Below are 14,025 nucleotides of genomic sequence, written 5' to 3' on the forward strand. Positions count from 1 at the left end.
GTGGTCACTCCTCCGGCGCGTCGGCCCCTGCCGTGCTGAGCGCCTCGGCGATGACCGGACCGCAGACCTCGGCCTGCCACGGGCGGGCGCCGAGTGTGCGCAACCGTTCCGCGACCGCGTCATCTGTCGCGGGTTCGACTCCGTCCCAACAGATCTGACGCAGCACGTCCGGCTGCAAAAGGTTCTCGACCGGGGTCGACACCTGCTCCGACAGGGCGGCCATCGCGGGCCGTGCCGCGGCGATCCGCTCGGCGGCCGCCGGATTGCGGTTCGACCACCGGTTCACCGGGGGGAGCCCGACGCTGCGGGCGGTCCGCGGTGGGAGTTCGGAGTCGGGGAGTCGGCGCGCGCGGTCCAGCGCGTCGAACCATCTGCGCGCGGAGCGGCGCTGCCGGTGGCCGCCGAACACCGGCAGCGCGGTCAACTCGTCGACCGAGGCCGGTCCGGCGGTCGCGGCGGCGACGATTGCGGAGTCGGGCAGGACACGGCCGGGCGCGATGTCCCGCTGCTCGGCGACCTGCTCACGCGCGGTCCACAGTTCGCGGACGGCGGCGAGGACACGCGGGGCCTTAACGGTGTGCAGTCCGGACGTCCGACGCCACCGGTCGGGTCGCGGCGGCGGCTCGGGCTTGGTGCGGACGTGGTCGAACTCCTCGACGGCCCAGCGTGTCTTGCCGGCGTCGTCCAGTGCGGCAGCCACGGCATCGCGCAGCTCGACCAGGACCTCGACGTCGAGTGCGGCGTAGTTCAGCCAGTCGTCGGGCAGAGGCCGTTTCGACCAGTCCGCCGCGCCGTGGCCCTTGGCCAGACCCATGCCCAGGAAGTGGGCGACCATGGCCGCGAGGTTGACGCGGGGGAGCCCGAGCAGGCGTCCGCCCAACTCGGTGTCGAAGAGGTCGGCGCACACGAAGCCGAGATCTCGCAGGCAGGGCAGGTCCTGGTCGGCGGCGTGCAACACCCACTGCGGTCCGTCGAGCACCTCGACGAGCGGCCCGAGCGCGTCGGGGTGGTCGATCGGGTCGACGAGGAACGATCCGGACCCGCGACGGCGGATCTGGATCAGGTAGGCGCGATTGGAGTACCGGAAGCCCGAGGCCCGCTCGGTGTCCAGCGCGATCGGTCCCTCACCGTCGGCGAGGCGGCGGGCGGCGTCGGCGAACTCCTCCGGCAGCGACAGCAACGGCGGGACGCCGTCGACCGGGCGGTCCAGAGGAACGACGGTGGGCTCGGCCTCGGTGGGCTCGGCGTCGGGTGTCTCGGGTGCGTCCGGTTCGGAGCCGGGATCGCCACCGGCGGGAGTGGTCATCCGCGTCAGGTGACGCGGTCGCCGACACCGAGTGTCGTCACACCGCTCGGCGGCAGACCCGCGGCCAGGGACAGGACGTCGCAGAACGCCTCGACGTGGGCCGCGAGGTCGACCGACAGAGCCGTCCACGACGCGCGCAGCTCGAGCTGGTGGGCGCGTGGCGGACCGGCGATGTCGCCGTAGCGGACCGACGTCGTCGAGGTCACGGTGCCGCCGAGGGCGGTCATGCTCGACTCCGACAGCGGTTCTGCCGACAGCGCGTCCACGAGCCAGCTCCAGGCGACCTCCGGCAACAGGGGATCGGTCGCCAGAGCGGCCTCCACCTCGGCCTGGATGAACGCGACCAGGCGCATAGTGCCGTTCCAGGCGTCCTGCCCCTCGGGGTCGTACAGCAGGATCAACCGTCCGAACGCGCTGCCGTCGGAGTCGGTCGGGATGGGCGCGGAGTCGGGGTCGATGGTGCGGACCTCCGCCCCGATCGCATGGCTGAAGGGCGCGAGTCGCTGGGGCGGACGAATGCTGCCGACCTCGATGTCGGGGCGGATACGCGCAGCGTGCATCGAATCGACGGCGCTACGGAAATCGTCGGGCTCCGTGCGAGCCCCGGATGAGGTCACGTCAGCACGGTAGGCCGCGCCGCCCCGTGTCCGCAGGAGGCGCGCCGGGCGGTGACGGGTGTGCGCCGTGGGACCATGGGGGCGTGAAGACGCAGCAGACGCCGGGCACCGTGCGCCGTATGCCCCTCATCGCGGCCGCGACCGGCGCCACACCGTCCCGTCGCCCCGTCTGGTTCATGCGACAGGCCGGGCGGTCGCTGCCGGAGTACCGCGCCATCCGCGTCGACCGCGGCATGTTGGAGTCCTGCTTCGACGCCGAGCTGCTCGCCGAGATCACCCTGCAGCCGGTGCGCCGCCACGGTGTGGACGCCGCCATCCTCTTCTCCGACATCGTCGTGCCGCTGCGGGCCGCCGGGATCGATCTCGACATCGTCGCCGGCACCGGACCCGTCATCGCGTCGCCGGTCCGGGACCGCGCGGCGGTCGACGCCATCCCACGCCTGATCCCGGGAGAGGTCGGCTCCATCGCGAAGGGGATCGACGCGATCCTCGCCGAGCTCCCGGAGGAGACCGCACTCATCGGGTTCGCGGGAGCTCCCTTCACCCTGGCGTCGTACCTGGTGGAGGGCGGCCCCAGCCGGACCTACGAGCGCACCAAGGCCCTCATGCACGGTGACCCGCAGACGTGGGAGCGACTGCTCGGAGCCCTCGCCGACATCACGATCACCTTCCTGCGCGTCCAGCTCGACGCCGGCGTCCACGCGGTCCAGCTGTTCGACTCCTGGGCGGGTGCGCTGTCGCTGGCCGACTACCGGCGGTTCGTCGCGCCGCAGACCCGGCGGGTGCTCGCCGAGGTCGCCGAGTACGGACGGCCCCGCATCCATTTCGGTGTCGGCACGGGCGAGCTGCTGCACGAGATGGGTGCCGTCGGCGCCGATGTCGTCGGGGTGGACTGGCGGATCCCGCTCGACGACGCCGCGCGCCGGGTCGGACCCGGGAAAGCGCTACAGGGCAACATCGACCCGTCCATCCTGTCCGCGCCGTGGGAGGTCGTCGAGGCCGAGGTCCGTCGGGTCCTGGCCGAGGGCGAGGCCGCCATCGCCGCCGGCGCCACCGGGCACATCGTCAACCTCGGCCACGGGGTGCTGCCGACCACCGACCCCGACGTGCTGACCCGGATCGTCGAGCTCGTCCACACCGCATGACGGACGGCCCCCGCGTCGCCGTCGTCGGTGCGGGCGTCTCCGGGCTGACCGCCGCGCTGGCGGTGCGGGATGCGCTCGGTCCGACGGCCCGCATCGACGTCCTCGAGGGATCGTCGCGGCCCGGGGGACTGCTGACCGCACGGACGGTCGCGGGTGTCTCCGTCGACGCCGGTGCCGAATCATTCATCGTGCGACGACCCGAGGCAGTCGCACTCATCGACCGACTCGGGCTGTCGGAGCACGTCGTGACCCCGACGGGACGGCGCCCGGCCGTGCTCGCGCGGGGTGCGCTGCATCCGCTTCCCCGGCCGACGGTGATGGGGATCCCGGCCGGGCCCGATGCCGTCGCCGACGTCGCCGACGCGGCCGACCTGGCGTCGATGGCCGCCGAATCCGACCGCCCCCTGCCGTGGACACCCGGTGACGACGTGGCGATCGGTGCGCTCGTCGGTGGCCGGTTCGGCCGCTCCGTCGTCGACCGCAGCGTCGACCCGATGCTGTCGGGCGTGTACTCCGCTCGCGCCGACGACATCGGACTGCGCGCCGCGCTCCCGCAGATCGCGGCACGCCTCGACGCCGGCGCCCCCAGCCTCGGTGCGGCGATCGCCGCGGTGCTGCCGCCGCCGTCGGACGCGCCGATCTTCGGTGCCCTCGACGGCGGTTACCGAACGTTGGTCGACGCCCTCGTCGACGCTGCCGGGGTCGAACCCCGCTATGACGCGCCGGTCACCGCGCTCCACCGTGACCGGGACCGGTGGGTGATGACCGTCGGGGGCGAGCCGGACCTCGTGTGCGACGCGGTCGTGCTGGCGGTGCCGGCGCCCACCGCGGCCCGACTGCTCGAACCCGTCGCGGCGCAGTCGATGTCCGAGCTCGCACAGGTCCAGGTCGCCGGATCGGCCTTGGTGGTGCTCGCGCTCGACGAGACGGTGACCCTGCCCGACCACTCGGGTGTCCTGGTCGCGACGGGGGAGGCGACCACCGCGAAGGCGATCACCCTGTCGTCGCAGAAGTGGCCGCATCTGGGTGCCGGACCGCGGTTGGTGCGGGTGTCCTTCGGGCGTCTCGGCGACCCGGTCGACGCGATCACCGACGGCGACCTGATCTCCGCCGCCGTCGACGATCTCGGCCTCGTGTGCACGCTGGCGGGCGGTCGGGCACCCCGGACGGACGAGGTCCTCGACGGCGTCGTCCAGCGGTGGCCGGTCGGACTCCCGCGGTACGGGCCGGGACACCTCGGCCTCGTCGCCCGGGCCGATGCGGCGCTGCCGGACGGGGTCGCCACATGCGGTGCCACCTACGCCGGTGTCGGTGTCCCTGCCTGCATCGCCCGGGCGACGGTCGCGGCTGCCCGCGTCGTCGCGCATCTCACGGCCGACGGGCGAGACGCCGGTGGCACGATGGGGACATGAGCCGTCTCGACTACGCCGCGCTGAACTCCACCGTCCGCTACCTGATGTTCTCGGTGTTCGCGGTACGCCCCGGTGAGCTCCCGGACGACCGCGCCGACGTGATCGCCGAGACCCGTGAGTTCGTCGACAAGCTCGAGACCAGCGGTGTCGTGGTCCGCGGCCTCTACGACGTCGCCGGGATGCGCGCCGACGCCGACTTCATGATCTGGTGGCACGCCGAGCACATCGAGGACCTGCAGCGTGCCTACGCCGACTTCCGCCGGTCGACGACGCTGGGTCGGGCGAGCACCGCGGTGTGGAGCAACGCGGCGCTGCACCGGCCTGCGGAGTTCAACAAGAGCCACGTCCCGGCGTTCCTCGCCGGTGAGGAGCCGGGCGCCTACATCTGCGTCTACCCGTTCGTCCGCAGCTACGAGTGGTACCTTCTGCCCGACGCCGAGCGCCGCAAGATGCTCGCCGACCACGGCAAGGCCGCCCGCGAGTACAAGGACGTGCGCGCCAACACCGTCGCGTCGTTCGCCCTGGGTGACTACGAGTGGATCCTCGCTTTCGAGGCCCCTGAGCTGCATCGCATCGTCGACCTCATGCGTGATCTGCGCGCCACCGAGGCCCGGCTGCACGTCCGCGAGGAGATCCCGTTCTACACCGGCCCCCGCGTCGAGGTCGACCAGTTGGTCGCCGCATTGCCCTGATCTCGACGCGATCGATGAGTTCCCTTCTCGGGTCCGGTCTGTACACAAGACAGCCGAATCAGGAGGACCGTCCGTGCGCGATCTCGTCATCACCCAGAACCTCACCGTCGACGGCGTCGTCGAGGCGACCGACGACTGGTTTGCGACTGCGGGGGAGGACGACCCGGAGGTCGACGCCGCGCTCGCCGCGCAACGCGACGCCTCCGACGGGTTCCTCGTCGGGCGCGAGACGTTCGTCGGCATGTGGGACTTCTGGGGTCCGAAAACCGACGACACGACGGGCGTCACCGCGCACCTGAATCGCGTCGCCAAGTACGTCGTCTCGTCGACACTCGACGACCCGGGATGGGCCAACTCGGAGGTGTTGCGCGGTGACCTTCGTGCGGCGATCGGCGACATCACCGCGCGACCGGGCGGCGACATCGTCTGCACCGGCAGCATCCGGCTGTGTCACGACCTGCTGGCGATGGACCTCGTCGACGAACTGCGACTCTTCACGTACCCCTATGTCCGCGGACACGGACGCCGACTGTTCGAGGGCGCGATGTCGCAGCGGTGGATGCCGACGGAGGTCACCGCGTTCCCGTCCGGGGTGGTGCTCACCCGTCTGCGACGGGCGTGAGGGTCAGGCCTCTTCGAGGCGCATCGAGATCGAGTTGATGCAGTACCGCAGATCGGTGGGGGTGTCGTAACCCTCGCCGGCGAAGACGTGACCGAGGTGGCTGCCGCAGTTGGCGCAGAGGACCTCGGTGCGCAGCATGCCCATCGAGCGGTCCTCGTGCTCGATGATCGCGTCACCGGCCAGCGGGCTGAAGAACGAGGGCCATCCGCAGTGCGAGTCGAACTTCTGCTCGCTGCGGAACAGCTCGGCGTCGCAGGCGCGGCAGCGGTAGACACCGACGGTCTTCGTGTCGGTGTACTCACCGACGAACGGTGCCTCGGTTCCCGCCTGTCGCAGCACCCGGTATTCCTCAGGGGTCAGCTGCGCACGCCATTCGTCGTCAGATTTCTGGACGGGGGGAGTGGTGCTGCTGGTGCGATCGACGCTCATGCATCCACGGTAGCGCGCGGGCTGTCCACGGTCGGGGTCTCGCGCTGGGCGCGGAGGTCGAGCCACCGGAACAGCAGCACACAGAAGATGGTGATCAAGAGCAGCGACCAGCCCCAGGTCACCTTGTTGTACTCCAGCGCCCGCCCGAACGCGGCCCAGCGTTTCGACAGGAACGAGTCGAACGTCATGCACCCGACGACACCGAGCCAGGCAGGCCATGCCCGCATCACCGATCCGGGCCGGACGACGGTCATCAGCAGGGGGAACAGGAGCATCGAGTAGTAGCCCTGGCCGAGTGAGGACACCAGGAAAACGGTGACCAGCAGGACGCCGCTGGAGGTGGCAGCCCACAGGAGCTCGTCGGTCTGCCGGTAGAACCGCCAGAGGAACCACAGGCAGAACACGGCCATCAGCACGAACGCGATGCGCAGCACGTAGAGCAGCCACGGCTGTACGCCGAAGTAGGCGCCGTTGCCGGCGATCGAGCTGTTGTAGTAGTCCCGTGCCTCCCCCAGATAGGGGACGGTGCGCTTGATGAAGTCGACGGGGTCCACCGACAGCGGCCACGCCAGAGCGGTGAGAACAAGCGGGATCCCGATCGCACCGCCGAACACCCGCCACCGTCGCGTCAGCAGGGGCAGCAGGAGCAGGGGCGCGAGGACGGGCTTCACCGCGAGCGTCAGGCCGATCGGTACACCCGCCCACCAGTCCCGCTTGGCCAGCAGCAGCATGAGGAAGGCGATCTCACCGAGCAGGACGAACGAGTTGAAGTTCGTGAAGATCAGTGTGTGCGCGACGGTCTCGGTGCAGAAGAAGAAGAACAGCACGATCGGGAACGCCACCGACCGCCCGTCGAAACCGAACATGCGGATCAGCAGGTAGGCACACACGACGAGCGCCACCACGGAGACCGCGATGAAGATCCACCGGGCCCGTTCGGGGTCGATGTAGGCCATCGGCGACATCAAGAGCGTGCCCGACGGCGGGTAGAGGTAGTGCGGGTCGACGGTGTCGTAGTTCTCGCCGTAGACCGCGCGGCGGTTCAGGAAGGCCAGCGCGGCGTCGTAGACCGGGCGGAAGTCGTCGGTGCGATCGCCGTTGACGCCCATGATGATCGACCGCTGCAGGACGATCACGACGGTGATCGGCCACAGGATCAGCGCGATGATCCGATCGGTGGACATCGCGGGGAACAGACGGGCATCTCTGCGCGCAGAGAGGTCAAGCGACACCCGGGCACCGTACTACGACGCGCGCCGTGACCGGCCGAGGCGGCAGGTCACGACGGGCACGCGCCGGACGGGGGGATGTCGCCCGAGCGCGCGTACCGGTTCACGATGTCGGCGGCGCAGTCGGAGTGCGCGGTGACGGAGAACCCCGGACCGTCGTAGGTGATGGTCGACGCCCTGCCGCCGGCGGTGATGATCAGCGGGGTGAGGGCGCCGGCGCCGGTGCCGCCGTTGATCGTGTCGAAGCCGCTGGTGAGCACCAGGATGGGCACGTCGAAGCCGAGCGGGCGGGGTGCCGCGGGACCGGCGGGCCAGCCGGAGCAGCGCAGCAGCGACAGCGCCGTGTCGGTGCCGGTGTAGGGATAGCGGCTCTGCCAGGCCTGCTGGAGCGCCGTCACGTCGGTGCGGCCGATCGAGCTGCTCGCGTCGTTGCACCGCGACAGCAGCTGACCGTCGGTGCCGCGCAGCGCGCGTGCCCGGTCGACCGCGGCGGTCAGCGCGGGGGACTCGCCGCCGGCGAGGAGGCGCGCCACGCGGGTGATCGTCGACGCGCGGTCGGTGGTGGTCAGGGCGATCCCGGTGGACAGGGCGGCCAGCACGTCGGTGTCGGTGATGTCGCCGAGGCGACCCTGCGCCCCCTGCTGCACGAGCGCGCGGATCGCGGCCCCTGGATCGGCGCCGAGCGGGCATCCCTGCGACGCGCAGTCCGACGAGAAGCCGGCGATCGCGGCGTCGGTGCCGGCGGCGACCTGCTGCGCGCGGTCGCGCACCGAGGCGCCGTAGGCGGTCGGCGTGTCGAGGATCAGGCGCCCCACCCGGTCGCGGTAGAGGCCGGCGTAGGCCAGGGCGACATCCGCCCCGGCCCCCACACCGACGATGCCGAGACGGTCGACGCCCCACGTCCGACGGAGCTGTTCGAGGTCGCCGGCAGCGTTCGCCGACGTGAACGCCAGTTGGTAGGGGCTGATGGTCTCGGTGCAGGCGTCGGCGGCCTCGCCCGCGGTCGTGGCCAGCAGGTCACCGCGCGCCTGGACGTCCCGGGTCGCCGGGGTGAGCCCGTTGGCGAGAACGATGGACCGTTCCTGGCTCGTGAAGCAGTCGAGGGGGCCGCTCGAGCCGGTGCCGCGGCGGTCGACGGCGACCAGCGGGTGATCGGCGAGCAGTGCGCGGCCCGGTCCGTCGGCCATCAGCAGCCCTGCGACGGCCGACGGCATGTCGGTGCCGGAGGTGACGACGAGCGGTGCGCCCGAGGCGGGCGTGGACGTGAGCCGGACGCGGACCGCGGCCACGTTCACGGTGTCACGCGTGGCGACACCGGGGGTCACGGACGCCTCGAACGTCGCGCAGTCCAGCCGCACGTCGGCGGCGGGGGCGGGCAGTCCGAACCGAGCGGCGAGATCGCCGGGGCAGGCGCGCCAGGCGAGGTCGTTCCGGGGTGCCGACAGCGTCGGCGGAGGCGGGGGAGTGCTGGTCGTCTGGCCGGCGCCGCCGCCGTCGTCGACGATCAGCGGGGGACCGGTGTCCGGCCCGACCGCGCAGCCGGCGACGACGCCGATCGCCACCAGGGCCGAGAGCGCGACCCTGAGGCGACGACGCGGTCGCTGGATCCGCGGCGTCGTGGTCGGGCGCATGTCGGCGACTGTAGTCACGTCCGGGCGGCGGCCCGTCCCGCCGCGGGTCAGCGGTCGTCGGTGGCCCGCGACCACCGTGTGAACAGGAACCCCTCGTCGTCGGCGAGGACGTGGTCCCGGGTCATTCGCCGCGGGTCGATCTCGTCGTCACCGTGCGCGATCCGTCCGGCCGACCCGGCGAGCATCGTCGGGCCGATGGTCAGGCACAGCTCGTCGACCAGATCGGCCGCTGCGAGGCGACCGAGCAGGCCGGGACCGCCCTCGCTGAGTACGCGCCACCGGCCGCGGGAGGCGAGATGGGCCAACGCGCGCGGCAGCTCGACGTCGTCGCTCCCGCAGTCGACGAGGGTCGCGCCGGCCTCGGTCAACGCGCGTCGCCGCTCCTCCGGTGCTCCGGAACAGGTCAGCACCGTCGTCTGCGGTGCCCGCACGGCCTCCGAGTCGGGATCGAGGCTCAGCGACCCCGACAAGATCGCCAGGGTGGGCGCCGTGGGGTCGGCGGGATCGGCGTCGATCGGCCCGTAGTCCTCGCCCGTCACCGTCCCGGATCCGACCAGCACGACGTCGGCGAGGGATCGCAGGACCTCGAAGATCTGTTTGTCGCCGTCCCCGCCGAGTCCGGCTGACGCGCCGTCGCGGGTCGCGGCACCGTCGAGCGAGGTGACCATGTTGACCCGCACGTGGCACCGCGGATCGGGGTGTTCCGGCTCGGGGTAGGCGTAGAGACGCCGCAACTCGGCGTCGTCGACTGTGACCTGGGTCGCCTTCTGGACGAGGTACATCCGTTCATTGTCCATGTCGTCGCTACTGTCAGCGGATGACCGCTCGTCTAGTCGACCGCACGCCGCAGGTGTCGCCGGAGGACCTGGTGCATCAGATGGTGCCGCCGCCGATGTTCGACGACGTGAGCTTCGACTCCTACATCCCGGACCCCGACGAACCGTCGCAGTCCGCGGCGGTCGAGGCCGGCCGGGACTTCGTCGAGCGGGCGCAGAAGGCGCGCGCGGGTAAGAAGAGCCTCTTCGGGAAGCGGACGCCGGGGCAGGGCGTCGGTCTGTACCTCGACGGCGGGTTCGGCGTCGGCAAGACCCACCTGCTCGCGTCGATCTTCCACGAGATGCCCGAGCCGAAGGCGTTCGCGACGTTCGTCGAGCTGACCCACGTGGTCGGTGCCCTCGGCTTCACCGCATCGGTGGAGCGGCTGTCGCAGCACAGCGTCATCTGCATCGACGAGTTCGAACTCGACGACCCCGGCGACACGATGCTGGTGTCCCGACTGCTCACCGAGCTCACCGCGAAGGGCGTGTCGATCGCGGCCACCTCCAACACGCTGCCCGGCCAGCTGGGGGAGGGACGTTTCGCGGCGCAGGACTTCCTGCGCGAGATCCGCAAGCTGGCCGGTGTCTTCGACGCCGTCCGGGTCGACGGCCCCGACTACCGGCACCGCGACCTGCCGCCGGCTCCGGATCCGCACACCGACGCCGAACTCGCCGAGTTGGCCGAGCGCACCGAGGGCGCCACGCTCGACGAGTTCGACGCCCTGTGCAAGCACCTCGGGACGCTGCACCCGTCGAAGTACAAGGCGCTCGTGGAGGGCGTGACGCTGGCGTGTGTCTCGGGCGTGCACGCGGCGCCGGATCAGACCGTCGCGCTGCGCCTCGTCGTCCTCGCCGACCGCCTCTACGACGCGAACATCCCGCTGATGGTCTCGGGGGGCAAGCTCGACGAGCTGTTCACCGAGGAGATGCTGGCCGGGGGCTACCGGAAGAAGTACCTGCGAGCGACGTCTCGTCTGCTGGCGCTGTCGCGCTTCGCCGAGAAGACCGGCTAGGCCGGCCGGGACCCCGCCGCGTCGGTCAGGTCGCGCACCATCACGTAGTCGCGTTCCTCGATCCCGCCGAGCCAGAACGACTTCCGGCCCACGATGCGGAACCCGCTCTTGGTGTAGAACCGCTGCGCGCGGACGTTGACGTTGCTGACACCCAGCCAGGCGGCGACACTGCCACGCGCGAACGCACGGTCCAGTGACGCGGCGACGAGCGCCTGTGCGGTGCCGGATCCGTGGGCGGACTCGAGGACGTACACCTTCGAGATCTCTGTGACCGGACGCATCGGCACCACTTCGCGCACCTCGGGATCCGAGGGCTCGGAGTGCACGACGAGCGTGTAGCCGAGGATCGCGCGACCCGCGTCACGCGCGACGAGGACGTCGCGGTCGGATGCCGTGATGTGGTCGGCGAAGTGCGCCGGGGTGAGATTCGCAGCGACGAACGCGTCGGTCGACTCCGTCGTCGTCCCGGGCGGGCAGGCGAGCGGGAAGGTCACCGCGGCAACGGATGCCACGGCCTTGGCGTCCGCGGGATCGGTGACCGTCTCGACGGTCGGTGCTGAGGACGTCACCGAGACATCTCAACACAGCACACTCGGGCCGACGTGCACGCGCACCACATGGGGTGGCCACACAACCTCCGACACCCACCCTGGGCCCCGTCACAGCATCGGTGACAGTTCCCGACGGCTGCGAGGTCGGTCCGTACGTTGAGCCGAATTCGATACCGATGGTCGGGGGTCCCACGATGCACGTTGTCGGCACGTCGACGCGCGGGGTGAGCCGGTGACCCCGGATGTCGGCCGTCGTCGGTTCCTCGCCTACGCCGTCGCCGCGCCCGTGTTGGTGGTGGCGGGTCGACTACTCGACCCTTTCTCGGCTCCGCGGGCTCACGCCGGCCCCACCCCGCCCCAACCGGGTGACCAGGTCGACCTCGGAGATCTTCTGACCTATGCAGCGATGCCGACCGCGCTCATGGCGACGCTGCGAGTGGACTCCGATGGAGTCGCCCACTTCGCGCTACCCAGGACCGAAGTGGGCCAGGGGTTGTCCACGATGGTGACCCAGTTGATCGCCGAGGAGCTCGACCAGCCCCTCGACAAGATCGTGGTGACCCTGGAGAAGGCGCGGCCGGACCTCCTGCTCAACCAGCAGACCGGCGGGTCGAACTCGACGCGGTCCATCTACACACCTACCCGGACGATCGCTGCCCTCGCGCGGCAGCGGCTCCGGGCTGCGGCTGCGCGGGAATGGGGTGTGGCTCCGACCAGGGTCACGACCCGGTCCGGCGTCCTCATGGGTCCGGGCGGCCGCACGGCGAGCTACGGGTCGATGGCGGAGCGGGCCGCCTCGCGTACGGACGTGGCCGAGCACGTGACACTGAAGCACCCGTCTGACTTCGCCGTGATCGGCCGTCCGCTCGGTCGCGTCGATGCTCGCGCAGCGGTCACCGGGCAGAAGAAGTTCACACTGGATCTCGACGTAACCGACGCCTTGCCCACCATGATCCGGCGTGCGCCGACGGTCAACGGGACGGTGCGCTCGGTCGCGAACCTCGCTGCGGTTCGGTCGATGCCAGGCGTCACCGATGTCGCGAGACTGCGCACCGGAGTCGCGGTACGCGCACGGACTTTCGGGCAATGCATCGACGCGGTGAACGCACTCGTCGTCGACTGGGGGCCCGGCACCGTCGACGGGCAGTCGGACAGGAGCGTCCGGAAGGCTCTCGACCGGGCGATGGAGCCCATGCCGCCCCAGCTCCCGCACTCCGGCGGTGTCGACATGACATTCCGGTTCGCCTTCCGCAACATCAGCGCCCTCGAACCCGGATGCGCGATCGCCGACGTCCGGGCCGACCGTGCCGAGATCTGGACATGCGCCAAGGCCCCGTCGGTCGCGTTGGCGGAAATTGCTGCGGAGCTCGGTCTCTCGCCGACCGCCGTGACCCTGAACGTGATACCCGGTGGGGGATCGTTCGGGCGCGCCCTCTTCACGGACGCCGCACTGGATGCTGCGCTGGCTTCGCAGGCCATGGGCAAACCGGTCAGGCTGATGGTGCACAGGACCGACGACGTCCGGCACGGACGCATGCATCCCATGGCCGTCTCACACGTGCGTGCGCTCTGGTCCGGGCGCGACGTTGTCCAGATGGACCAACGACACTCCTGCGTCCAGCTCGACCTCAGTTCCGGGATGGGTGATGTCGTCGCGGCGTCCGGGCACCTCATACCCGGGTTGGCGCTGCTGCCGCTCGTCAAACTGTCGTATGTCCTCAGTCAGAACGTGCCGTACGACGTCGGCGCGGTCTCGCAGGACGTCTCCCAGGCGTTCGACGTCGGACAGTTCCGTACGGGCAGTATGCGCCAGGTGTTCTCGCCGGACTCGCGCACCGCGACCGAGCTGGTGATCGATCGCATCGCCGAGGCGCAGGGTCTCGATCCCTACCGGTTCCGGATGAAGTTTCTCCGGGACGACCGCATCCGCGCGTGCCTTCGCGAGGCGGCCAGAGTCGGTGACTGGGGCCGGACTCTTCCGCCGGGGGTGGCTCAGGGCGTGGGCGTTCACGGAGAATACCGTTCGGCCGCAGCGGTGTTGGTCGAGATCGACTGTTCCGAAGCGACCACGTCGCGCCGCATCCGCAACGCGATCGCCGGTCCACGCGTCACACGGGTGGTCGTGGCGGTCGACGTCGGCGTGGCCGTCAACCCGCGAGGCCTGGAAGCGCAGATGCAGGGAGCGGTGATGGACGGTATCGCGCAGACACTCACGGCCGGCCTGCATTTCGATCGCGGCATCCCGCTCGAGGGCAGCTGGGACGACTACTTCTACACGCGACAGTGGAACTGCCCTCTGGACCTGACGGTGGTCGTGATGCCGCCGACGAGCGAGTCGCCGGGCGGTGCAGGGGAACTCGCGGTGGCCCCGACGATGGCCGCGGTGGCGTGCGCCTACGCCCGTGCGACCGGCGTGGTTCCCACGCAGTTCCCCATCGCTCATGGACAGCTCGGGTTCACACCCAAGAAGCGCAGCGTGCTCCCACCGTCGCCCGTCGACGGTCTGGCACACGTGTTCTAGATCCGCCGTGAACACCAGTCGGCGCCGGCAGAGACGAGG

Annotated in this window: 13 protein-coding genes; 6 read left to right on the top strand and 7 right to left on the bottom strand. The window is 70.8% G+C overall.

The window, feature by feature from the left end:
• Positions 1 to 4: 4 nt before the first annotated feature.
• Together Q1A98_RS13785 and Q1A98_RS13790 are read right to left on the bottom strand one after the other, a co-directional pair.
• Positions 5 to 1,306, bottom strand: coding sequence for an HRDC domain-containing protein (locus Q1A98_RS13785; protein ID WP_299574459.1), 1,302 nt, complete (start codon positions 1,304 to 1,306; stop codon positions 5 to 7).
• Between the two features lie 5 nt (positions 1,307 to 1,311).
• On the bottom strand, positions 1,312 to 1,923 hold the full coding sequence (locus tag Q1A98_RS13790) for a DUF3000 domain-containing protein (protein ID WP_299574462.1): 612 nt from the start codon (positions 1,921 to 1,923) through the stop codon (positions 1,312 to 1,314).
• A 119-nt stretch (positions 1,924 to 2,042) separates the two neighbouring features.
• Between Q1A98_RS13790 and hemE the strand changes: the two genes are divergently transcribed.
• From hemE to Q1A98_RS13810, 4 genes are all read left to right on the top strand, one after another.
• Entirely contained in the window at positions 2,043 to 3,068 is a 1,026-nt protein-coding gene (hemE, locus tag Q1A98_RS13795; RefSeq protein ID WP_299574702.1) for a uroporphyrinogen decarboxylase, read from the top strand.
• The gene (locus Q1A98_RS13800; protein ID WP_299574465.1) at positions 3,065 to 4,480 is read left to right on the top strand and encodes an FAD-dependent oxidoreductase; all 1,416 of its coding nucleotides are present in this window, start codon (positions 3,065 to 3,067) and stop codon (positions 4,478 to 4,480) included. Before hemE ends, Q1A98_RS13800 begins: the two co-directional genes overlap by 4 nt.
• Entirely contained in the window at positions 4,477 to 5,172 is a 696-nt protein-coding gene (hemQ, locus tag Q1A98_RS13805; protein WP_299574468.1) for a hydrogen peroxide-dependent heme synthase, read from the top strand. The genes Q1A98_RS13800 and hemQ overlap by 4 nt, the downstream gene beginning before the upstream one ends.
• 73 nt (positions 5,173 to 5,245) lie before the next feature.
• Complete coding sequence (locus Q1A98_RS13810) at positions 5,246 to 5,794, top strand: dihydrofolate reductase family protein (RefSeq protein WP_299574471.1); 549 nt, start codon at positions 5,246 to 5,248, stop codon at positions 5,792 to 5,794.
• A gap of 3 nt (positions 5,795 to 5,797) precedes the next feature.
• Here Q1A98_RS13810 and msrB read toward each other — a convergent pair whose 3' ends face one another.
• From msrB to Q1A98_RS13830, 4 genes are all read right to left on the bottom strand, one after another.
• Positions 5,798 to 6,223: a peptide-methionine (R)-S-oxide reductase MsrB gene (gene msrB, locus Q1A98_RS13815; RefSeq protein ID WP_299574474.1), complete on the bottom strand. Its 426-nt coding sequence runs from the start codon at positions 6,221 to 6,223 to the stop codon at positions 5,798 to 5,800.
• Positions 6,220 to 7,407 (bottom strand): glycosyltransferase family 87 protein, encoded by a 1,188-nt coding sequence (locus tag Q1A98_RS13820; protein ID WP_299574704.1) that lies wholly within the window; start codon positions 7,405 to 7,407, stop codon positions 6,220 to 6,222. The genes msrB and Q1A98_RS13820 overlap by 4 nt, the downstream gene beginning before the upstream one ends.
• Before the next feature lie 95 nt (positions 7,408 to 7,502).
• Positions 7,503 to 9,083 carry an alpha/beta fold hydrolase gene (locus Q1A98_RS13825; RefSeq protein WP_299574476.1) on the bottom strand — a complete coding sequence of 527 codons (1,581 nt, stop codon included), beginning with the start codon at positions 9,081 to 9,083 and terminating at the stop codon, positions 7,503 to 7,505.
• Between the two features lie 47 nt (positions 9,084 to 9,130).
• Positions 9,131 to 9,880 carry a pyrimidine reductase family protein gene (locus tag Q1A98_RS13830; RefSeq protein WP_299574478.1) on the bottom strand — a complete coding sequence of 250 codons (750 nt, stop codon included), beginning with the start codon at positions 9,878 to 9,880 and terminating at the stop codon, positions 9,131 to 9,133.
• 20 nt (positions 9,881 to 9,900) lie between these two features.
• On the opposite strand from Q1A98_RS13830, the gene zapE reads away from it, so the two are divergent.
• Entirely contained in the window at positions 9,901 to 10,914 is a 1,014-nt protein-coding gene (gene zapE / locus Q1A98_RS13835) for a cell division protein ZapE (protein WP_299574481.1), read from the top strand.
• Here the strand turns inward: zapE and Q1A98_RS13840 are convergent.
• Positions 10,911 to 11,483, bottom strand: a complete 573-nt coding sequence (locus Q1A98_RS13840) for an N-acetyltransferase (protein ID WP_299574484.1) — start codon at positions 11,481 to 11,483, stop codon at positions 10,911 to 10,913. The two genes, zapE and Q1A98_RS13840, sit on opposite strands and share 4 nt — an antisense overlap.
• A gap of 214 nt (positions 11,484 to 11,697) precedes the next feature.
• Between Q1A98_RS13840 and Q1A98_RS13845 the strand changes: the two genes are divergently transcribed.
• A complete protein-coding gene (locus Q1A98_RS13845; RefSeq protein ID WP_299574487.1) occupies positions 11,698 to 13,986 on the top strand; it encodes a molybdopterin cofactor-binding domain-containing protein in 2,289 nt (762 codons plus the stop codon).
• Positions 13,987 to 14,025: the final 39 nt, after the last annotated feature.

Origin of the sequence: uncultured Williamsia sp. (assembly GCF_947494875.1) — a bacterium.
Taxonomy (GTDB): domain Bacteria; phylum Actinomycetota; class Actinomycetes; order Mycobacteriales; family Mycobacteriaceae; genus Williamsia_A.